The organism is Microvirga sp. 2MCAF38 (assembly GCF_052115485.1).
GTDB lineage: Bacteria > Pseudomonadota > Alphaproteobacteria > Rhizobiales > Beijerinckiaceae > Microvirga.
Window position 1 is genome coordinate 218514 of sequence record NZ_JBFRGU010000005.1, and the last position, 19558, is coordinate 238071.

Below are 19558 nucleotides of genomic sequence, written 5' to 3' on the forward strand. Positions count from 1 at the left end.
CCTCCCGCGTGCGCTTCGTCTCGGAAGGCCGGACGGGCCTGGTTGACGGCGGACTGCGAAAGCGAGAAAGCACAACGTATCCTCTGGGCGAAAGGGGATAGTGGGTAGCGCGGCTGCCCAAATCAAGCGCAACAGCCCGATCCGTTACGAGATTGACTGCGGACCATTCATGACCGAGACCAGCACCCTTCCGATTGAAATCTATGTCGATGCGGATGCCTGTCCCGTCAAAGCCGAGATCTATCGCGTGGCGGAGCGTTACCGGCTCAAGGTCTATGTGGTCGCCAACAGCTTCATCACCGTGCCGCGTGACCCATTCATCGAGCGTGTGGTGGTAAGTGATGGTTTCGACGCGGCGGACAACTGGATCGCGGAGCGGGCGCGCCGGGGCAGCATCGTCATCACCGCCGACATACCGCTTGCCGACCGGAGCCTGAAAGCGGGAGCTGACGCCATCGGCCCGACCGGGCGACCGTTTACACAAGACTCCATCGGCATGGCGCTCGCCACTCGTGCTCTCATGGAAGACCTGCGTGCCATGGGCGAAATGGGCGGCGGCCCGAAACCCTTCTCGGCCAGGGACCGCTCGGCCTTCCTGTCAGCGCTCGATCTCGCCATCGTCCGGCTCAAGCGCGCGGGATTTGCCTGAGCTTTTCCTTGAACCCCGGCAGCGCCTCGGGCGTCAGCGGGCCGATATGCTTGTGGCGGATCATGCCGTCCGGGCCGACGATGAAGGTTTCCGGCACGCCGTAGACGCCCCATTCGATGGCGGCGCGGCCATTGGGATCGACGCCGACGGCGGCATAGGGATTGTCGAGCGCGCCGAGGAAGCGGCGGGCGTTCTCGGTATTGTCCTTCATGTTGATGCCGACCATGCGGATCGAGGGATCTTTCGCAAGCTCCACGAGAAGCGGATGCTCCTGGCGGCATGGCCCGCACCAGGATGCGAAGATGTTCACCACCGTGACTTTGCCCTTCAAATCCTCACTCGCCAAACCGGGTACCGGCTGGCCGTTATTCACGAGGCCTTCGAGCGGCGCGAGGTTGAAGATCGGGGCAGGCTTGTCGATGAGAGCGGACGGCACCTGCGCGGGATCGACACCTCTGCCGAGCTGAAACAGGAACAGGCCCGCAAGGCCCGCGAAGATCAGGATGGGCAGGAGAAAGAGAAAGCGAAAGCGCGGGCGCGCAGAAGTCTCAGCCACGGCGAGCTCTCCGTCCCGCCCCACGCGCTTCCAATTCCGCAAGCGCACGCTTCTGCGCGCGATAATCGAGAACGGCACGCGCGATCAGACCCAAGACAATGACAGTCGTGACGGCGTAAGCGGCGGTGATGAAGAAGGCGTGCGTTCCCATTGTCACGCCGCCTGTGCATCGAGGCGTTCGGCCTCGAGAATCGTCAATGTCCGCACCCGCCGACGCAAAATCTCGGTACGCATGCCGGCAAGATGCAGGCACACGCCGATGACGGTGAAAGCGAGCGCCATTACGAGAAGCGGAATCAGCATCGAAATATGGATCGTCGAACCGCTCATGCGGAAGACGGAAGCGGGCTGATGCAGCGTGTTCCACCAATCGACGGAAAACTTCACGATGGGGATGTTGATCGCACCGACAAGCGTCAGGATCGATACGGCGCGCGCGGCCCGATTGGGTTCCTCGATAGCGTTCCACAGTGCGAGAATGCCCGCATACATGAGAAACAGCACGAGCACGGATGTGAGCCGCGCATCCCAGACCCAATAAGTGCCCCACATGGGCTTGCCCCAGAGCGACCCGGTGACGAGGCAGATCACCGTAAAAGCCGCCCCGATGGGCGCGGCGGCCTTCTGGGAGACATCCGCCAGCGGATGCCGCCACACCAGCGTGCCGAGCGCCGAGACCGCCATCATCGTGTAGAAGAACAGGCCGAGCCAGGCGGCGGGCACATGCAGAAACATGATCCGCACCGTCTCGCCCTGTTGATAATCCGCAGGCGCCACGAACCAGGTCATGTAAAGGCCGATACCGGTCAAAAGCACGGCAAGACCGGCCAGCCAGGGCAGAAGCCTGCCGCTATAGGACATGAAACGGGTGGGATTGGCGAGATCGCGCAGCATGGCCCCGGTGTAACCGGGGAGCGCGCCGCCTGCAACGAGAGGATTGCCGCAAGTGACAAGGTTGTGAAGCGGGGAAGCCCTCCACCTCGTCATCCCGGACGCCAAAGGCGATCCGGGATCGCATGACAAGAAGGAGCCAGATCCGGAAGGGCGATCCCGGGTTCCGCTGTCGCAGCACCGGGATGACGGAACCACTGCCCTTCATCCGCCTCAAACGGTGCGCTATACCCTTCGCATCATTGTTGCGGAGTTCTCATGCGCGCGCTCACCCCAAGCTTTGCCGCCGTCTTTGCCGTCGCTCTTGCCGGCACGGCCGGGGCGCAGGATCTGACGCTCCGCCTGCCCATCGCCTGCGAGGTCGGCAAGACCTGTTTCGTCCAGCATTATGTGGATGCGGACCCCTCTCCCGCCACGAAGGATTATCGCTGCGGGACGCTGACTTACGATGGGCATAACGGCACCGATATTCGCTTGCCGACCATGGCGGCGCAGAAGGCCGGCGTCGATGTGCTGGCGGCGGCGGACGGCACGGTTCTCGTTGCCCGCGACGCCATCCCCGACATCTCGGTGGCCGATCAGGGCCGCGACAAGGTAAAAAATCTCGAATGCGGCAACGGCGCGGTCGTCGATCATGGCAACGGCTGGCAAACGCAATATTGCCATCTGGCGAAAGACAGCGTCGTCGTGCGCACCGGCGACAGGATCAAGGCGGGCGACCGAATCGGGCGGGTCGGGCTTTCCGGCTTGACCGAGTTTCCGCATGTTCATTTCACCGTGCGTAAGGACAGCAAGATCGTCGATCCCTTCGCCTACGGTGCCGCGCAGGGCTCCTGCGGCGGCGGAAAATCCCTTTGGGATGACGTGAGCCGCGTAGCTCTCGCTTACGAGGCAGGCAGCGTTCTGAACAAGGGTTTCGCCAGCGGCCCCGTCGCCATGGAGGCCATCGAATCCGGCACGGCGGGACAGGATGTGCCCACAACCAAAGCCCCCGCCCTCGTCGCCTTCGTGCGCGCCATCGGCCTGAAAGGCGGCGACGAGCAGGTGCTGACCCTGTTCGATCCGGACGGCAAAGCCCTCGCCCAGAATAAAGCCCCAGCCCTGGACAGGGACAAGGCGCAGGTGATGCTCTTCTCGGGCGTCAAACAACCGGACGGCGGCTTCCGCCCCGGCCTGTACCGCGCCGTCTACCGCGTGATGCGCGACGGCAAGCCGGCCATCGAGCAGGCTTTTGGGATGGCGTTGCGGCCGTGAGATTCACCGTCATTCCGGGGCGAGCGTGAGCGAGAGCCCGGAATCCAGAGCCGTTGGCATCGCAGGAAAGGGCTCATCCCCCGGGACGCTTTCTCGAATAATGCCGTGGTTATAGGTTCCGGGCTCCGCTGCGCGGCCCCGGAATGACGAGGCTCACTCCCCCGACCGCAACGCCGCCGCCGCGCCGAATGTGCCGATAACGGCAGCAATCAGCGAGAGCGCGATCAAAATCAGGAACGGCGTCATGAACGGCACCGTCCCGCCGAGCGCGGCATTGGCCGCCGATACGCCGAAGATCAGCGTCGGGATCATGAAGGGCAGCACCAGAATCGACAGGATCAACCCGCCCCGGCGCAAGGTCGCGGTCAGCGCCGCGCCCACGGCTCCGATGAAGGTCAACGCGGGTGTACCGACAAGCAACGTTGCCGTCACAGAGGCCATGGCATCCGGCGAGAGCGCCACCAGCAACCCGAAAAACGGTGTCGCGATGGCAAGCGGCAAGCCTGTGGTCAGCCAATAGGCCAGTACTTTCGCCAGCACGACCAGTTCGAGCGGAAGGGGCGCGGAGCGCAGAAGATCGAGCGAGCCGTCCTCCTCATCCGCCTGAAACAGGCGGTCGAGGCCGATGAGGCTCGCCAGTAAAGCCGCGATCCAGAGGATAGCCGGGCCGATGCGGGCGAGGAGATTGAGATCGGGCCCCAGCGCGAAGGGGATGAGGGTCACGATCATCAGAAAGAAGATCAGTCCCATACCGCCCGACCCGCCGATCCGGGCCGCGAGCTTGAGATCGCGCAGCAGCAACGCTCTGAACGCATCCATCACAGCACCTCCGGAGCAAGGGCCGGAACGGCGCGCTCGATATGAATCGTCTTCGCCCCCGCCCAACCGAGCGGCGCATGGGTCGTGGCGATGACGAGGCCGCCTTTGGCGCGGTGCTCGGCGACAAGTTGCAACAGGATATCCTGCGAGGCGGTATCGAGCGCCGCCGTCGGCTCATCGAGAAGCCACAAGGGGCGCTCGGCGACGAGCAGCCTTGCGAGCGCGACGCGACGGCGCTGACCGGCGGAGAGATAGGCGACCGGCATGCGCGCCACGTGGCCGAGGCCGACGAGGGTCAAAGCCTCTTCGGGGGATACGATGGGCGAGCCGAGGAAGTCGCGGGCGAAGGCCAGGTTCTCACCCGCCGTCAGCGCGGTCTTCAAGGCATCTCGGTGGCCGACCATGTGCAAGCACTCGGGCAGCGTCCGCTCGCCCGCATCCTCGATTCGCAAGCGACCGGCGGCCGGGTTCAACCGACCGGCGAGAATCGCGAGGAGGGACGACTTGCCCGCGCCGTTGCGTCCGGTCACCAGGAGGGCATCACCGGGGCCGAGCGTGAAGGACAAGTTTTCGAAAACCCGCCTTTCGCCGCGATCGCAGGCCAAATTTTCAACAATCAGACGCAACCCGGAACCCCTGTCCTCAATTTACCCCAGAACGGTTCTAATCCGTGTAGCGGGACCGTAGAAAATGATCTATATCACCCTCGGCTGCGCCGCGCGCCAAGGCGTCCAATCCGTCTCGCGCGCTTCTCCCCTGTCCGGGCGCCCCCGGAGCGGCGCGCGCATTTCGCGCTTTCGGCCGAACACAACGTTCGTAACCCAAATGCACGCGAGGATTCGCCGTGACGCTTCCTAACAGCTTCAATGCCCGCCAGACCCTCAAGGTTGGCGACAAGTCTTACACCTATTACTCCCTTCCCGAGGCCGAGAAGAACGGCCTGAAGGATGTCTCCAAGCTGCCCTTCTCCATGAAGGTGCTGCTCGAAAACCTTCTGCGCTTCGAGGACGGCCGCACCGTTACCAAGACGGATATCGAGGCCATCGCCGCCTGGCTCGTGAACAAGGGCAAGGACGAGAAGGAAATCGCCTATCGCCCCGCCCGCGTGCTGATGCAGGACTTCACCGGCGTTCCGGCCGTGGTCGATCTCGCGGCCCTTCGCGACGCCATGAAGAACCTCGGCGGCGATCCTCAGAAGATCAACCCGCTCGTTCCCGTCGATCTCGTCATCGATCACTCGGTGATCGTCGACGAGTTCGGCACCCCGAAGGCCTTCGACCGCAACGTCGAGCTGGAATACGAGCGCAACGGCGAGCGCTACACCTTCCTGAAATGGGGCCAGTCGGCCTTCGAGAATTTCTCCGTCGTGCCTCCGGGCACCGGCATCTGCCACCAGGTCAACCTCGAATTCCTGTCGCAGACCGTCTGGACCCGCAAGGAGAAGGACGGCACGGAAGTCGCCTACCCCGACACGCTGGTGGGCACCGATTCGCACACCACCATGGTCAACGGCCTCGCCGTTCTCGGCTGGGGCGTGGGCGGCATCGAGGCGGAAGCCGCCATGCTCGGCCAGCCGGTTTCCATGCTGATCCCCGAAGTCATCGGCTTCAAGCTGACGGGTAAGCTGAAAGAAGGCGTGACCGCCACCGATCTCGTGCTCACCGTCACGCAGATGCTGCGCAAGAAGGGCGTGGTCGGCAAGTTCGTCGAATTCTTCGGCCCCGGCCTCACCGACATGACGGTCGCCGACCGCGCCACCATCGGCAACATGGCTCCCGAATACGGCGCGACCTGCGGCTTCTTCCCGGTCGATGTCCGCACCATGGACTACCTCAAGACCACGAGCCGCGCCGCCGACCGCGTCGCCCTCGTCGAGGCTTACGCCAAGGCGCAAGGCATGTGGCGCACCGCCGAGACGCCCGATCCGGTCTTCACCGATACGCTCGAACTCGACCTCGGCGATGTGGTGCCCTCGCTTGCCGGCCCCAAGCGTCCGCAGGACCGCGTGACCCTCGACGCCTCCAAGACCGAGTTCCTCGGTGCGATGGAAAAGGAATTCCGCAAGGCCGGCGACATTTCCAAGCGCGTGAAGGTCGAGAACGCCAATTTCGATCTCGGCCATGGCGATGTCGTGATCGCTGCGATCACCTCCTGCACCAACACCTCGAACCCGAGCGTGATGATCGGCGCAGGCCTTCTTGCCCGCAACGCGGTGGCGAGGGGCCTGAAGTCCAAGCCGTGGGTGAAGACTTCGCTCGCGCCCGGATCGCAGATCGTCGAGGAGTATTTCGCCAAGGCGGGCCTGCAGGGCGATCTTGATGCGCTCGGCTTCAACCTCGTCGGCTTCGGCTGCACCACCTGCATCGGCAATTCCGGCCCGCTGCCGGAGAACGTGTCGAAGGCGATCAACGACAACGACCTCGTGGCCGTGTCCGTGCTCTCGGGCAATCGCAACTTCGAAGGCCGCGTGAACCCCGACGTGCGCGCGAACTATCTCGCTTCGCCGCCGCTGGTCGTCGCTTACGCGCTCGCAGGCTCCATGCTGGTCGACCTTACCACCGAGCCGCTCGGCATCGGTTCGGACGGCAAGCCGGTGTACCTCAAGGACATCTGGCCATCCTCCGCTGAAGTGCAGGAGTTCATCGACCGCACGATCACGAGCGAGCTGTTCAAGACCCGTTATGCGGACGTGTTCTCGGGCGATGCCAACTGGAAGAAGGTGGCGGTCACGCCGAGCGAGACCTTCGCCTGGAATCCCGGTTCCACTTATGTTCAGAACCCGCCTTATTTCGAGGGCATGACCAAGGAGCCGAAGCCGGTGAAGGACATCGAGAACGCGCGCGTTCTCGGCCTCTTCCTCGACTCGATCACCACCGACCACATCTCGCCCGCGGGCAACATCCGCGCAGCGTCTCCGGCCGGTGAATATCTCCAGTCGCATCAGGTGCGCGTCGCCGACTTCAACCAGTACGGCACCCGTCGCGGCAACCACGAGGTCATGATGCGCGGCACCTTCGCCAACATCCGCATCAAGAACCAGATGGTGAAGGACGACGCTGGTCAAGTGGTTGAGGGCGGCTATACCATCCACCAGCCGTCCGGCGAGCGGATGTTCATCTACGACGCCGCCATGCGCTACCAGAAGGAAGACGTGCCGCTGGTGATCCTCGCCGGCAAGGAATACGGCACCGGCTCGTCGCGCGACTGGGCGGCGAAGGGCACGAACCTTCTCGGCGTGCGCGCGGTCATCGCGGAGAGCTTCGAGCGCATCCACCGCTCGAACCTCGTCGGCATGGGCGTCGCGCCCTTCGTGTTCGAGGGCGACACCTCTTGGGCCTCGCTCGGCCTGAAAGGCAACGAGACGATCAACATCAAGGGTCTCGCCCACGACCTGAAGCCGCGTCAGCGCCTGGAGATGGAAATCACCTCCGCCGACGGCTCGGTGAAGAAGGTCCCGATCGTCTGCCGCATCGATACGCTCGACGAACTGGAATACTTCCGCAACGGCGGCATTCTCCAGTACGTGCTGCGCCAGCTCGCGGCGTAAGACTTTAAAAACAAAACGCCCGCTCTTCGGCGACGAGGAACGGGCGCGATCAAAGAAACGGAGTGATCTTGAAAAGGATCGCTCCGTTTTTTCTTTGTTTAAGGGAAAACATAGAAGTCGAGGGCGGACAGAGAGAGAGAGCTTATTGGACCAGGTCGCAATCTCGACCGTTCCCGATCCGCAGCGCCATCCTCCGTTTGCGTCATTTTGCCGGGTGCGCGTGTCCTCCGGTTCTGTTTGAATGGTCTGGCTTCGCCAAAGGCGGTCTTCGCGGGTCGGGTTCTGGCGTAGGCGTCTTTTACGTCCTCCCGGAACCTCGAACCTTGCCATGAGCGACCTTCTCGTCAGTATCCGCCACGCCAAAGCCGACGATGCCGGCGCCCTGTCGAAGGTGTTCGATGCCGCTTGGCGTGAGGCCTATCAGGGTGTCATTCCGGGGGTCGCGCTCGAAAAGATGCTGCAGCGGCGCTCGCCGCGCTGGTGGCGCTCGGCCCTTTCGCGGGGCCGGCCGCTGGTGGTGCTCGATATCGGCCAGGGCGTCGCGGGCTATGTGTCCTACGGCCGCTGCCGCGACAGGGCCTTGCCGGCCGAAGGCGAGATCGACGAGTTCTACCTGCTCCCGGAATATCAGGGAATCGGCCTCGGCCGCCGCCTCTTCAACGCCGTGCGCAACGATTTGCGGGACCGCGCCATGGACCGCGTGATCGTCTGGGCGCTGGCTGACAACGAGCGGGCCTGCGCCTTCTATCGCCGCCTCGGCGGGCGACGGATCGCGGAGATCGAGGAGCGCATCGGCGGCGTGTCGTTGGCGAAAATTGCTTATCTCTTCAGCTAGAGCCCTTTCGGTTCTTGTTGTGCGGCTTCTCTCCGGTTAGTGAGACGTCCAGCTTTCAACCCCGGAGAAAATCCTGATGCGCCTTGACGCGATTCCGATTGGAAAAAATGCGCCGGACGACGTGAACGTCATTGTCGAAGTGCCGCTCGGCGGCGAGCCCATCAAGTATGAGATGGACAAGGATTCCGGCGCGCTTTTCGTCGACCGCTTCCTCTATACGTCCATGCGTTATCCCGGGAATTACGGCTTCATTCCCCACACCCTCTCGGGCGACGGCGACCCTTGCGACGTGCTCATCGCCAACACCCGCGCCATCATTCCCGGCGCGGTGATGAATGTGCGTCCGGTCGGCGTTCTCGTCATGGAGGACAATGCGGGCGAGGACGAGAAGATCATCGCCGTGCCCTCGGGCGGCCTCACTCAGCGCTACGATCGCGTGGAGACCTATACGGATCTGCCCGACATCACCCTGAAGCAGATCGAGCACTTCTTCGAGCACTACAAGGATCTGGAACCCGGCAAGTGGGTGAAGATCATCCGCTGGGGCGATGCGGAAGACGCTAAGCGCCTGATCCGCGAAGGCATCGAGCGCGCCAAGAAGAAGGCCTAACGGCTCTTCGTTTTCCATATACGAGAGATTGGAAATGGCCGGGCTTTGCTCCGGCCATTTTCATCTGCACGGGTGTTGCGAGCCTGCTGGATTCATGATGAGCCGGGCGGCACGAAGAAGCAGATGATGGCGCGGGTCATCGCTTCCTCGCAAAGATGAAACTTCTTGTCCGGCGATACCTTCGCCGAGTCGCGGGCGGCGACCCGCCCGTCCCACAGATGCCAGCCGTCGGCAGCCTCCCGAACGGTCTCGCCCGCTTCCTCCGAGAGAGCGCGGCAATCCTTGTCGTCGCAGCACCATGGGGGATACCAATCGTGAGCAGCAAGGGCGGAGATCCCCGAGAGCCACGCTCCTGCGGCAAGCCCGACAAGAACCGCGCGGGCCCGACTTTTCCAGGAACGCGGATCACTCAAATGACCGCCTCCCGACGAGCCCGATCCGCCCAAGGACCGGTACGGCGTGACTCCAGGGTGTCTTGTCCGACGCGATGCACATCGCATGACTAGCCATGGGTCTTTCTCCCCGGCCCAGAACCGCCATCAGGTCCCGGACCCGATGGATAAAGATACATCGCTGGGTTGGAAGGTCCAGGTCTGCCCCGTCAAAGAAGGACCTAAAGCGCTTCGCCGCGCAGCAAGCGTGGTCCCTCGCGCCCGGTGAGGCCCGCCGCTTCGCGAATGAAGAAGCGCTTCAGGACCGGCATGCGGTCGACGAGGCCGAGGCCGAGGTCGCGCATCAGGCGCACCGGCAGAAGATCGTTGGAAAAGAGCCGGTTGAGGCCATCGGTCATGACGCCCATGGCGGTGATCTCCGTGCGGCGCGCGCGCTCGTAACCGTCCAGCACATCGGCGCTGCCGGGATCGAGCCCCAGTCGCATGGCGTCCGCAATGGTTTCCGCCAGGGCCGCCACATCGTGCAGGCCGAGATTGAGGCCCTGTCCAGCGATCGGGTGGATCACGTGTGCCGCATCGCCCAGAAGCGCGAGACGATCCGCCACAAAGGAGCGCGCCACACCGAAAGAGAGCGGGAAGGCCTGCGGTTTCGTCTCGAAGGCGATGCGCCCGAGTTGCAGACCGAAGCGCCGCTCCAGTTCGAGCAACTGGTCCTCCCCGTCCATGGCGAGAAGATCCGGGACCGCATCGCTGCGCTCGGTCCAGACGATGGAGGAGCGATAGGGCAAGGCCTCGCCGGATTTCGCCTGGTGCTTCAGCGGCAGAATCGCAAAGGGGCCGGAGGGCAGAAAATGCTCGATGGCGCGCCCTTCGTGATCGCGCTCATGGGCGATGGTGGCGACGATGCCGGATTGCTTATAAGGCCAGGAGATCCAGCCGATCCCGGCCTGCTCGCGCAAGCGAGAGCGGGCGCCGTCCGCGGCGACGAGCAACGCCGCTTCGAGCGGTTGGCCACTCGCGGTGGCAATCGAAATACCGGATGCCTCCGATGCAAAACCTGTGACTCCCTCAGATCGCAGCGTGACGCCTGCGCTCTTGCAGGCCTCCATCAGGGCGGAGGTCAGTTCGCCGGCGGCGACCATGTGGGCAAAAGGCTCGCCCTCGGCCACATCGCCCGCGAAGGTGAGGAAGACCGGGCGCACGGCATCCTGCAAGCGGCTGTCGGTGATGATCATGTCGAGGATGGGTTGCGCCTTCGGCTCGACCGCTTTCCAGACATCGAGCGCCTGCAACATACGACGGGCGGCGGCGGCGATGGCATAAGCGCGCCTGTCCCCATGCGGATCACGCGCCAAGACCGGATCGCAGACCGCGACCTCGATTCCGTCCGAGAGGGCGCGCTTGAGGGCAAGCGCTAGGCTCAAGCCTGCGAGCCCGCCTCCGGCGATGACGATCCGTGGCACAGTTGCTGTCATGGCTCACTCCCCTGATCACGTACGTCATTGCAGTTTCAACGATGCTCTGCCGCACAAACCGTAAGGTCGGCTCCGGTGTTCCCCACCTGCACGGCAGCGTCAAGCTTGACCTTCGCGCAAGGCTCCGAAATGGATGGGACATCTTTTGAAGGACATGCCCATGTCGTACGCCGTCGCCGAACTTCTCGACACCCTCGACCTCGAACAACTGGAGCGCAACCTGTTTCGCGGACGCTCTCCGCAGGTCGGCTGGCAGCGGGTCTTCGGCGGGCAGGTGATCGGACAGGCGCTCGTCGCCGCGTGCCGCACGGTGGAGGACCGCAATCCCCATTCGCTGCACGGCTATTTCATGCTGCCGGGCGATCCGAAGGTGCCGATCATCTATGAAGTCGATCGCATCCGCGACGGGCGCAGCTTCACCACGCGTCGCGTGGTCGCCATCCAGCACGGGCAGGCGATCTTCTCCATGTCTGCCAGTTTTCAGGTGGAGGAGGAAGGCTTCTCCCATCAGATGCCGATGCCCGATGTCCCGATGCCGGAAGATCTGCCGAGCGAGGAGGAGATCAAGGCTGATGTGATGCCCCTGATGCCGGAGCCCATGCGCACCTATTATCAGCGCGAGCGTCCCATCGAGATGCGCCCGGTCGAGATCGGCCGCTACACGTCGAACGACCCCATGGCCCCGAAATTCCACGTGTGGATCCGTGCAACGGGAAAGCTGCCGGACGATCTGGCGATCCATCAATCGGTTCTGGCCTACGCCTCCGACATGACGCTCCTCGACACCTCGCTCGTGCCGCATGGCCGCACGGTGTTCGATCCCACGATCCAGGCTGCCAGCCTCGATCACGCGCTCTGGTTCCATCGCCCGTTCCGCGCCGACGATTGGCTGCTCTATGCACAAGACACCCCGAACGCTTCCAGCGCCCGTGGCTTCTCGCGCGGCCTGATTTTCAAGCGCGACGGCACCCTCGTCGCCTCGGTGGCCCAGGAAGGCCTGATCCGCGACCGGGGCGAATGATTATTATTGCCTAATTTTTAAGCAATTGCCGAAAAGTAAGGTTTTAAAGGCTGCCTTCCGAAGAGGCAGGGACTTTTCCCTCCCCCTTGCGGGGAGGGTCGCAAAGTCAAAGTGTTCTTCCCATGATCGGGCACAAGATTGATACAGCGCTTGGCTCCGCATCCTCCCCACCCTGTGTCCCATCTCCACCCTCGATCCCTCCCCGCAAGGGGGGAAGTGTCGTGAATGACTGCCGAACCACATTTCCAGTCGGGGTTTGGCACGGTTCTTGAATAGTCCCTCGCGACACCCGCGACCGTCCTGGTTCGGGTTCAGGAGCGAAACCGTCGCCCGGCTTTTCGAGCCCGGCGGCCTCAAAGGGGGGCTAACCCATGAAAATCGTGATGGCGGTCATCAAGCCGTTCAAGCTCGAGGAGGTGCGCGACGCGCTCACCGCCCTGGGCGTGCACGGCCTCACCGTGACCGAGGTAAAGGGCTATGGCCGGCAAAAAGGCCATACGGAAATCTATCGCGGCGCCGAATATGCCGTGAGCTTCCTGCCGAAGCTCAAGATCGAGGTGGCCGTCGCGTCGGACTTGGTGCCGCAAGTGGTGGAAGCGATCACCGCCACCGCCCGCACCGGCCAGATCGGCGACGGCAAGATTTTCGTCACCTCTCTCGAAAAAGTGGTCCGCATCCGCACGGGCGAGACCGACGCCGATGCCCTTTGATTGTGATCAGACAAGATTGCGGAGTTTTAACCCGATGAACTTTCGTTCCACTCGTTTCAGCGGTCTTACGACCGCTCTCGGCGCGGCTGGCCTCAGCCTGATCGCCACCCACCCGGCGTTGGCGCAGGAGGCTGCGGCCCCCACCGTCAACAAGGGCGACACCACCTGGATGCTGGTCTCGACCATCCTCGTGATTCTCATGACCATTCCCGGCCTCGCCCTGTTCTACGGCGGTCTGGTGCGCACCAAGAACATGCTGTCCGTTCTCATGCAGGTGTTCTCGATCTTCTGCCTGGTGGCGATCATCTGGGTCTTCTACGGCTATTCGCTCGCCTTCACCGCCGGCCCCGGCAGCCTCGCTCCCTTCATCGGCGGCTTCTCGAAAGCCTTCCTCGCGGGCGTGAACACCGAATCCCTGTCGGACACCTTCACCAAGGGCGTGGCCATTCCGGAATTCACGTTCCTGGCCTTCCAACTGACCTTCGCGGCGATCACGCCCGCGCTGATCGTCGGCGCCTATGCCGAGCGCATCAAGTTCAGCGCCGTCCTGCTGTTCACGGCGTTGTGGGTGACCTTCGTCTACTTCCCCATCGCGCATATGGTGTGGTTCTCGGAGGGCTATCTCTTCGGCCTCGGCGCGCTCGACTTCGCGGGCGGCACGGTCGTTCACATCAACTCAGGCGTCGCGGGCCTGATCGGCGCGCTCATCATCGGCAAACGCATCGGCTACGGCAAGGATCTGCTCGCTCCGCACTCCCTGACGCTCACCTTCGTCGGCGCCTGCCTTCTGTGGGTCGGCTGGTTCGGCTTCAATGCCGGTTCGAACCTGGAAGCGAACGGCGGCGCGGCTCTTGCGCTCGTCAACACCATCCTCGCGCCCGCCGCTGCCGGTCTCGCCTGGATGATCGCGGAAGCGCTCGGCAAGGGTAAGGCCTCGCTTCTCGGCGCGGCGTCCGGCGTCGTTGCCGGTCTCGTGGCGATCACCCCCGCCGCCGGTCTTGCCGGGCCCATGGGCTCGATCGTGCTCGGCCTCGTGGCGGGCGTGGTCTGCTACATCGCCGTGACGGGCGTGAAGAACGCGCTGGGCTATGACGACGCCCTCGACGTGTTCGGCATCCATGGCATCGGCGGTATCGTCGGAGCCATCGGCACCGGCGTCGTTGCAGCACCGTCCCTCGGCGGCTACGGCGTCGGCGAATATTCGATCAGCGGTCAGGTCTGGACGCAGATCATCGCCGTGGTCGTCACCCTGGTGTGGACGGGCGTCGGTTCGGCGATCCTCTTCAAGATCGTCGACGTAATCGTCGGTCTGCGTGTCACGCAGGAAGCCGAGCGCGAAGGTCTCGACCTCGCCGACCACGGCGAACGCGCCTATAATTACTAAAATCGGCATGATCTTTTCGGAAAACCGGTATCCACTTTTCCGGATCATGCCCTGAGCTTAAAACGAAGCCTTCCAGAGGGCTCGAACAGAAAAGCCCCGATCGCGAGACCGGGGCTTTTTTGATGGGTGGGGGATCGTTCGAACGCTCCGCCTGCTATCCTTAACCGCTCACCCTTCCTTGATGAGCCGCTTCAACTTGCCGAGGCGCGTTTCCGCCGGTTCCTGGAAATTCGATCCGCCGGAGAATTGGCCCTTGCGATCCATCAGGAAAATCGTGGCCGTGTGATCCATGGTGTAGCCGGAATCGGTTGGAACCTTGCGATAGAAGACGCGATATGCCTTGGCGACAGCCGCGATCTCGTCCTCCGTGCCGGTGAGCCCGATGATTCGCGGATCGAAGGATGAGAGATAATCCTTCATCAGCGCCGGGTCGTCGCGGGTGGGATCGACCGTCACGAAGATGACGTTGAGCTTGTCCGCATCCGGGCCCAAAGCCGTCATGTCCTGGGTCAGGTCGTAGAGGGTGGTCGGGCAGACATCGGGGCAATGAGTGAACCCGAAAAAGATCGCGAAAGGCTTGCCTTTCAAGGCATCGCTCGAGAACGGCTTACCCTCCTGATTGGTCAGACGAAACGGCCCGCCGATGGCAGCGACGGAAGCCTGCTTCTCATCCGGCCACAGGAACAGCAACGTGCCGAGGAGAGTGAGCAACGCGACGAGAAACACGCTGAGCGGCAGAAGAAGAGACCGTTTGAGGATCATTCCACACTCCAAGATCGCCGCTCCGGGCAACGAAAACGGGCGGACACTGGCCATGACGAACCCATCCGTCAACGGTCAAAGTCGTCGCCGCGCACAAGCCAACCGTCACTTGGTCAGGGTTTTTCCGTAATTCGTTATTTCCGCGCCGCTTCCTGCAATCGACAGGAACGAAGGGTCGCACAGCCCCGTTTCGCCATGACCGGAGCTTGAGAATAACCATGATCCAAAGATATGGGAGGAAACGGTGCTGACGAGAATCCTCACCCCCTTTGCTCTTGTCCTGGTGACGACAACGGCAATCGCCCAGGTCGGACCTCCGACGTCGCAGCGCCCGTGTTCCGCCAATCGCCAGCTTGTCATGAAGGATGGCGCGGTCGTCCTCGATACGGGGCCGAACACTTTTGCGCGCTTCGTCAAGAGCGGCGCGGAATGCCAGGTCGATCAATTCCCCGAACCGGCCTGGGTTCCCAGTTCGAACAATCCGCAATGCTTTATCGGCTATCGGTGCCGGGACAGCGGTGACGAATTCTAGAGCATGATCAGAACAAGTGGAAACCGGTTGTTCGCCCCGATCATGCGGCAATAAGAAACCTAGAGTTTGATCGTGTTTCAATCTGAAACGATCAAACTCTAGGGGCGACATCGACGGGCCTTCTAAGGTTAAACGAACCTTAACCGACGCGCTTTACGGTCGACGGCGATATTCCTTTTTGTCTTTTCGTTTTGTCGAGTGGTTTGATGCGCACGGCCCGCCGTTCAAGCTCCCATTATGATGGTCTTTTCAGTGCCTTGCGGGCCTTTTTGGCGCGCCGGGCGCAGGAATTGATAGGCCTCAGCCTCATCATCCTCACCGGTCTTGCCGCCATGGCTCTCGCCACCTGGTCGGTTGACGATCCGAGCCTCAACAACGCCACGGATCTGCCGGTGCACAACCTGCTTCGCTGGCCCGGCGCCATCATCGCCGATCTGTCCATGCAGCTTCTGGGGTTGGGTTCCATCGCGGCGCTGATTCCCCTTGCGATCTGGGGCTGGCGGCTCATGCGCTCCGGCCATATGGGCCGCACGCAACTACGTCTTGCGCTCTGGATCGTCGGGACCGCGGCGGGGACTGCTGTCGCGAGCGCCCTCCCCGCGACCGAAAGCTGGCCCCTGCCCACAGGGCTCGGCGGTGTGGTCGGCGATGCGGTTCTCGGCGGCGCAAAAGCTGTGACGGGACTCGCCAGCGGGACGGCCGTGGGCATTCTGGGCTCCGCCTTCGCAGCCATCGCGATCCTGAGCCTGAGCGCCGCCTGCGGCCTGAGCGCGCCCGACGACGAGCCGATGCGTTCACTCTCCGACGAAGACGATTTGCCGCCCGCCAAGCCCAAGCGCAAACAGGCGGCGGATTGGGACGAGGCCGACGATCTTGGTCCCGACGAGCCGGGTTGGGGGATTGTCTCGCTCGGCGCGCTCGCTCATGGCTTCATGAGCCTGCGCGGCGCGTTGCGCCGCCGTAGCGAGGCAAGACGCAGCCGCGATGACGATATGGACGGCGTTCTGGCCCGGCCCCCGAAGCGCTATGCGCCGGAGACCGGCTGGTCGCGCCGGGAGCCGACCCTCGACGAAATGTCGCCCCGGGCCCACGCGGCCCCTGCCGCCGCACCCATGCACGACGAGGACGAGGAAGATTGGGACGCCGAGAGCGACGCTCCGGCACCTCCGACCCGATCCAGCCCCCGCGTCGCCATGCCGGAACAGCCGCCCGCTCGCGTCGCGCCAGTTCCCACCGCGCCCAAGCCGGGCAAGCGGATCACCCGCGAGGCGCAACCCTCCTTCCTCGACGAAGGCGAATATCAGCTTCCCGCGCTCGGTCTTCTCGCCGAACCGAAAAAACCGGCGGGTCCCATCGTCTCGGCGGACGCGCTGGAACAGAACGCCAATCTTCTCGAAGGCACGCTCGAAGATTTCGGCGTGAAGGGCGAGATCATCAATGTGCGCCCCGGCCCCGTGGTCACGCTCTACGAATTGGAGCCCGCGCCCGGCACCAAGTCGTCCCGTGTGATTTCGCTCGCGGACGATATCGCCCGCTCCATGAGCGCGGTCTCGGCCCGCGTCGCCGTCGTCTCCGGCCGCAACGCCATCGGCATCGAATTGCCGAATCACAAGCGCGAAACCGTGTTCCTGCGCGAACTCTTGGCGAGCCAGGATTTCGAATCGACCAAGCAGAAGCTCGCGCTCTGCCTCGGCAAGACCATCGGCGGCGAGCCTGTCATCGCGGATCTCGCGCGCATGCCGCACCTGCTCGTCGCGGGCACCACCGGCTCCGGTAAATCGGTGGCCATCAACACGATGATTCTCTCGCTGGTCTACCGCCTCAAGCCTGAGGAATGCCGGTTGATCATGGTCGATCCCAAGATGCTGGAATTGTCCGTCTATGACGGCATTCCGCACCTGCTCACGCCCGTCGTGACCGACCCGAAGAAGGCGGTGGTCGCGCTCAAATGGGCCGTGCGCGAAATGGAAGACCGCTACAAGAAGATGTCGAAGCTCGGCGTGCGCAATATCGACGGCTTCAACTCCCGTGTTTCCGAGGCGAAGGCGCGCGGCGAGGTCATTACGCGCACGGTGCAGACCGGGTTTGAGAAAGAAACCGGACAGGCCATCTATGAGGACGAGATCATGGATCTCGAGCCTCTGCCGTACATCGTCGTCATCGTCGACGAGATGGCCGATTTGATGATGGTCGCGGGCAAGGAAATCGAAGGCGCGATCCAGCGCCTCGCGCAGATGGCCCGCGCCGCCGGCATCCACGTGGTTCTCGCGACCCAGCGTCCCTCGGTCGACGTCATCACCGGCACGATCAAGGCGAACTTCCCGACCCGCATCTCCTTCCAGGTCACGTCGAAGATCGACAGCCGCACCATTCTCGGCGAAATGGGCGCGGAGCAGCTGCTCGGCCAGGGCGACATGCTCTACATGGCGGGTGGCGGACGCATCACGCGCGTCCATGGCCCGTTCTGCTCCGACGAGGAAGTCGAGAAGGTTGTGGCGCATCTCAAGCGTCAGGCCCGGCCGCAATATCTCGAAGCCGTCACGGCGGATGAGGACGAGGGCGGCGGCGGCGATACCGCCGTGTTCGATCAGGGCGAATTCGGCTCGGGCTCGGGCGATCTCTACGATCAGGCCATCGCCATCGTGCTGCGCGACAAGAAGGCCTCGACCTCCTACATTCAGCGCCGCTTGCAGATCGGCTACAACCGCGCCGCCTCCATCATGGAGCGCATGGAGAAGGAAGGCATCGTGGGCGCCGCCAACCATGCGGGTAAACGTGAAATTCTGATGGAATCCGCCGGGATGGACGATGAATGACACCTTGGCAGGGAACTTCGCCGCCCGATTCGCGTCATCGATTAGCCACAGGGTTTTTCTAGAGCTCGGCCATGTCTCGTTGGAACATGATCAAACTCTCGATTCTTTGGCGTCGCATGATCCAGGCGAACAACCGGATTCCACCTGTTCTGATGATGCTCTAGGTCCGCCGTCGAAATCCACCGCATGGGAGCTTTTTGAAGCGTGAACGTGATGCGCCACCTGCGTTTCGCCGGTCTGTTGACGAGCCTCGCCGTCTTCGGCGCGGGCGTGCTCCCAGCTGCGGCTCAAACGTTGCCGGTGGACATGATCCTGCCGCCGACCCGACCGCATGCCCCCGTCACTGCGGCCTCCATGCAGCAAGGCTTCAACCTGTCCGCCGCGCCCTTGCCGACGAACACCTTCCAGCCACGACGTCTCGTACCGCCCTCCACCCCCGATGCGGTGACGGCGGCGACGCAGGCCGTCGCCGAGAAGGCGGCCGCGGCGACCGCTGAGAAAATCTCGCCAAAAGCAGTTCCATTACCGCCTGCCGCCCCGCGCAATGCAACGGACAAGGCGACTCTCGCGAAATTGGCCACCGACGAAACACCCGTAATCATCGCACCCAAACCCCTCGCGACGGCGGCGGCGGGCAATCGCGCCATTTCGCGCGTGGAGCAGCTTTCCAACACTGAGATCGTGGAGCGGGCGAATGCCTTTTTCTCGAACATCTCCACGATGGTCGCCGGTTTCACGCAAGTGGGCGGTGACGGCCGTCGGATCGGCGGTACGCTTTATCTCCAGCGCCCCGGCAAGCTGCGGTTCGAGTACGATCCTCCCGCGACCCTCGAAGTCGTCGCCGACGGAACCTCGATCTCGGTGCGCGACAAGAAGCTGCTGACGCAGGACATGTATTTCATTCAGCAGACGCCGCTGAAATTCCTGCTGCGCGAGCATGTCAATCTCGGACAGGACATTCCCGTGACCGGCATCGCGACGGAGACCGACTCCGTGCGGGTGAGTCTGGAGGACCGTTCCACGCTCGGCGGCACCTCGCGCATCATGCTCTATTTCGATCCTGAAGTGAAAAACCTCACGCAGTGGCGGATTGTCGATCCGCAGGGTTTTCAGACCATCGTGATGCTCAACAAGATCGATCGCGGCAGAAGCATCGACCAGAGTCTCTTCCGCATCCAGAACGCGCCGACCTTCGGAAACAGTCGCTAGAGCATGATCAGAACAAGTGGAAACCGGTTGTTCGCTCGGATCATGCGGAATCAAAGATCCTAGAGCTTGATCGTGTTTCAAAGAGACATGATCAAG

The 19558-nt window shown here is 63.1% G+C and carries 19 protein-coding genes; 11 read left to right on the top strand and 8 right to left on the bottom strand.

Translation table 11 applies throughout. The features are described from left to right. Positions 1-169: 169 nt before the first annotated feature. Complete coding sequence (locus tag AB4072_RS12660) at positions 170-649, top strand: YaiI/YqxD family protein (RefSeq protein WP_441968293.1); 480 nt, start codon at positions 170-172, stop codon at positions 647-649. Here AB4072_RS12660 and AB4072_RS12665 read toward each other — a convergent pair. From AB4072_RS12665 to AB4072_RS12675, 3 genes are read right to left on the bottom strand one after another with little or no spacing between them, the layout of a single operon-like run. Beyond that, positions 627-1205, bottom strand: coding sequence for a DsbE family thiol:disulfide interchange protein (locus tag AB4072_RS12665; RefSeq protein ID WP_441968295.1), 579 nt, complete (start codon positions 1203-1205; stop codon positions 627-629). The genes AB4072_RS12660 and AB4072_RS12665 overlap by 23 nt on opposite strands. Further along, positions 1198-1356, bottom strand: a complete 159-nt coding sequence (gene ccmD / locus AB4072_RS12670) for a heme exporter protein CcmD (protein ID WP_441968297.1) — start codon at positions 1354-1356, stop codon at positions 1198-1200. The genes AB4072_RS12665 and ccmD overlap by 8 nt, the downstream gene beginning before the upstream one ends. 2 nt (positions 1357-1358) lie before the next feature. After that, entirely contained in the window at positions 1359-2099 is a 741-nt protein-coding gene (locus tag AB4072_RS12675) for a heme ABC transporter permease (RefSeq protein WP_441968577.1), read from the bottom strand. Between the two features lie 255 nt (positions 2100-2354). Between AB4072_RS12675 and AB4072_RS12680 the strand changes: the two genes are divergently transcribed. Continuing rightward, complete coding sequence (locus AB4072_RS12680; RefSeq protein WP_441968299.1) at positions 2355-3350, top strand: M23 family metallopeptidase; 996 nt, start codon at positions 2355-2357, stop codon at positions 3348-3350. Positions 3351-3503: 153 nt separating this feature from the next. Here the strand turns inward: AB4072_RS12680 and ccmB are convergent, their stop codons facing one another. Beyond that, complete coding sequence (gene ccmB / locus AB4072_RS12685; protein WP_441968301.1) at positions 3504-4169, bottom strand: heme exporter protein CcmB; 666 nt, start codon at positions 4167-4169, stop codon at positions 3504-3506. Further along, entirely contained in the window at positions 4169-4795 is a 627-nt protein-coding gene (gene ccmA / locus AB4072_RS12690; RefSeq protein ID WP_441968303.1) for a heme ABC exporter ATP-binding protein CcmA, read from the bottom strand. The genes ccmB and ccmA overlap by 1 nt, the downstream gene beginning before the upstream one ends. Before the next feature lie 218 nt (positions 4796-5013). On the opposite strand from ccmA, the gene acnA reads away from it, so the two are divergent. From acnA to ppa, 3 genes are all read left to right on the top strand, one after another. After that, positions 5014-7716 carry an aconitate hydratase AcnA gene (acnA, locus tag AB4072_RS12695; protein WP_441968305.1) on the top strand — a complete coding sequence of 901 codons (2703 nt, stop codon included), beginning with the start codon at positions 5014-5016 and terminating at the stop codon, positions 7714-7716. 328 nt (positions 7717-8044) lie between these two features. Then, positions 8045-8551 (top strand): GNAT family N-acetyltransferase, encoded by a 507-nt coding sequence (locus AB4072_RS12700; protein WP_441968307.1) that lies wholly within the window; start codon positions 8045-8047, stop codon positions 8549-8551. 76 nt (positions 8552-8627) lie between these two features. Further along, positions 8628-9161 (top strand): inorganic diphosphatase, encoded by a 534-nt coding sequence (gene ppa, locus AB4072_RS12705; protein WP_441968309.1) that lies wholly within the window; start codon positions 8628-8630, stop codon positions 9159-9161. Positions 9162-9253: 92 nt separating this feature from the next. Here ppa and AB4072_RS12710 read toward each other — a convergent pair whose 3' ends face one another. Continuing rightward, positions 9254-9574 (bottom strand): hypothetical protein, encoded by a 321-nt coding sequence (locus AB4072_RS12710; protein WP_441968311.1) that lies wholly within the window; start codon positions 9572-9574, stop codon positions 9254-9256. Positions 9575-9774: 200 nt separating this feature from the next. Beyond that, positions 9775-11028, bottom strand: a complete 1254-nt coding sequence (locus tag AB4072_RS12715) for a ubiquinone biosynthesis hydroxylase (protein WP_441968313.1) — start codon at positions 11026-11028, stop codon at positions 9775-9777. 160 nt (positions 11029-11188) lie between these two features. Between AB4072_RS12715 and tesB the strand changes: the two genes are divergently transcribed. The 3 genes from tesB (at position 11189) to AB4072_RS12730 (ending at position 14143) form a co-directional block, all read left to right on the top strand. Beyond that, positions 11189-12049 carry an acyl-CoA thioesterase II gene (tesB, locus tag AB4072_RS12720; RefSeq protein WP_441968314.1) on the top strand — a complete coding sequence of 287 codons (861 nt, stop codon included), beginning with the start codon at positions 11189-11191 and terminating at the stop codon, positions 12047-12049. Between the two features lie 371 nt (positions 12050-12420). Continuing rightward, positions 12421-12759 (top strand): P-II family nitrogen regulator, encoded by a 339-nt coding sequence (locus tag AB4072_RS12725; RefSeq protein WP_441968316.1) that lies wholly within the window; start codon positions 12421-12423, stop codon positions 12757-12759. Positions 12760-12793: 34 nt separating this feature from the next. Beyond that, positions 12794-14143: an ammonium transporter gene (locus AB4072_RS12730; RefSeq protein WP_441968317.1), complete on the top strand. Its 1350-nt coding sequence runs from the start codon at positions 12794-12796 to the stop codon at positions 14141-14143. A gap of 168 nt (positions 14144-14311) precedes the next feature. On the opposite strand, the gene AB4072_RS12735 is transcribed toward AB4072_RS12730, so the two are convergent. Further along, entirely contained in the window at positions 14312-14905 is a 594-nt protein-coding gene (locus AB4072_RS12735; protein ID WP_441968319.1) for an SCO family protein, read from the bottom strand. Between the two features lie 244 nt (positions 14906-15149). On the opposite strand from AB4072_RS12735, the gene AB4072_RS12740 reads away from it, so the two are divergent. The 3 genes from AB4072_RS12740 (at position 15150) to AB4072_RS12750 (ending at position 19462) form a co-directional block, all read left to right on the top strand. Further along, complete coding sequence (locus AB4072_RS12740) at positions 15150-15437, top strand: hypothetical protein (RefSeq protein ID WP_441968321.1); 288 nt, start codon at positions 15150-15152, stop codon at positions 15435-15437. A 206-nt stretch (positions 15438-15643) separates the two neighbouring features. Continuing rightward, on the top strand, positions 15644-18253 hold the full coding sequence (locus AB4072_RS12745; RefSeq protein WP_441968323.1) for a DNA translocase FtsK 4TM domain-containing protein: 2610 nt from the start codon (positions 15644-15646) through the stop codon (positions 18251-18253). 213 nt (positions 18254-18466) lie between these two features. Then, complete coding sequence (locus AB4072_RS12750; RefSeq protein ID WP_441968579.1) at positions 18467-19462, top strand: LolA family protein; 996 nt, start codon at positions 18467-18469, stop codon at positions 19460-19462. Positions 19463-19558 lie beyond the last annotated feature (96 nt).

Bases quoted from the DNA above. Each gene is read 5' to 3' on its own strand.
- AB4072_RS12660 (WP_441968293.1), top strand. From the start codon at position 170: ATGACCGAGACCAGCACCCTTCCGATTGAAATCTATGTCGATGCGGAT.
- ccmD (WP_441968297.1), bottom strand. From the start codon at position 1,356: ATGGGAACGCACGCCTTCTTCATCACCGCCGCTTACGCCGTCACGACT.
- AB4072_RS12675 (WP_441968577.1), bottom strand. From the start codon at position 2,099: ATGCTGCGCGATCTCGCCAATCCCACCCGTTTCATGTCCTATAGCGGC.
- AB4072_RS12680 (WP_441968299.1), top strand. From the start codon at position 2,355: ATGCGCGCGCTCACCCCAAGCTTTGCCGCCGTCTTTGCCGTCGCTCTT.
- ccmB (WP_441968301.1), bottom strand. From the start codon at position 4,169: ATGGATGCGTTCAGAGCGTTGCTGCTGCGCGATCTCAAGCTCGCGGCC.
- AB4072_RS12700 (WP_441968307.1), top strand. From the start codon at position 8,045: ATGAGCGACCTTCTCGTCAGTATCCGCCACGCCAAAGCCGACGATGCC.
- ppa (WP_441968309.1), top strand. From the start codon at position 8,628: ATGCGCCTTGACGCGATTCCGATTGGAAAAAATGCGCCGGACGACGTG.
- AB4072_RS12715 (WP_441968313.1), bottom strand. From the start codon at position 11,028: ATGACAGCAACTGTGCCACGGATCGTCATCGCCGGAGGCGGGCTCGCA.
- tesB (WP_441968314.1), top strand. From the start codon at position 11,189: ATGTCGTACGCCGTCGCCGAACTTCTCGACACCCTCGACCTCGAACAA.
- AB4072_RS12725 (WP_441968316.1), top strand. From the start codon at position 12,421: ATGAAAATCGTGATGGCGGTCATCAAGCCGTTCAAGCTCGAGGAGGTG.
- AB4072_RS12730 (WP_441968317.1), top strand. From the start codon at position 12,794: ATGAACTTTCGTTCCACTCGTTTCAGCGGTCTTACGACCGCTCTCGGC.
- AB4072_RS12735 (WP_441968319.1), bottom strand. From the start codon at position 14,905: ATGATCCTCAAACGGTCTCTTCTTCTGCCGCTCAGCGTGTTTCTCGTC.
- AB4072_RS12745 (WP_441968323.1), top strand. From the start codon at position 15,644: ATGCGCACGGCCCGCCGTTCAAGCTCCCATTATGATGGTCTTTTCAGT.
- AB4072_RS12750 (WP_441968579.1), top strand. From the start codon at position 18,467: ATGCGCCACCTGCGTTTCGCCGGTCTGTTGACGAGCCTCGCCGTCTTC.